Here is a 781-nt window from a genome sequence, read left to right on the forward strand (position 1 = left end):
GTTCAGGCCGCCGTCCGGGCCCTGCTGCGGGACTGGGCCGCGGGCGGCCGCATCGATCCAGAAGCCCTGCCGCCGGCCTGAACCCGCCCTATCATTCGCGGCACGGCGGCAGGCACGCGGCCTGCCTCGCGGTGAGCCCGCTCAGGAAAAGGCTACGCGTCGATGTTCGAATTTCCGGTTCTGATCGGTGACATCGGTGGCACGAATGCCCGCTTCGGCCTGATCGCCGAGACGGGCGCCGAGCCCCAGCTCCTGTCGCACGAGGCGACCGCCGACCATCCGGACCCGTCCCACGCCATCAAGGCGGCGTTGGCCAAGGGCGGGAATGCCGGGCCCGCGCCGCGCTCGACGATCCTGGCGATCGCCGGTCGGATCGACGGTCCGGAGGTCCAACTCACCAACGCCCACTGGAAGATTGCCGGCGAGCGCATCGCGAAGGATTTCGGGCTCTCCTCGGCGGTGGTTGTGAACGATTACGTGCCGGTCGCGGCCGGCGCCGCCGATATCGAGCCCCACGATCTTACGCCGGTCGGGCCTTGTCCGACGGTGCCGGGCGGCGCCCGGGTCGTGCTCGGACCGGGCACCGGTTTCGGGGCGGCGGCCCTGGTGCCCTACGCCGCCCATCTCGCGATCGTCTCCACCGAGGCCGGGCACACCGATATCGGCCCGGCGGACGATTTCGAGGAGAAGATCTGGCACGCGCTGGAGCGTGTCGAGGGACGCGTGACCGTCGAGGCGGTGCTGTCGGGCCCGGGCCTGGCGCGGCTGCACGCGGCGGTGG

At 71.7% G+C, this 781-nt stretch carries 1 protein-coding gene; it reads left to right on the forward strand.

Annotated features, from left to right (window positions below):
• Positions 1–162 precede the first annotated feature (162 nt).
• A partial coding sequence (locus tag FV228_RS31375; protein ID WP_187277995.1) for a glucokinase occupies positions 163–781 on the forward strand: 619 nt, incomplete at its 3' end.

The organism is Methylobacterium sp. WL18, assembly GCF_008040015.1.
Classification (GTDB): domain Bacteria; phylum Pseudomonadota; class Alphaproteobacteria; order Rhizobiales; family Beijerinckiaceae; genus Methylobacterium; species Methylobacterium mesophilicum.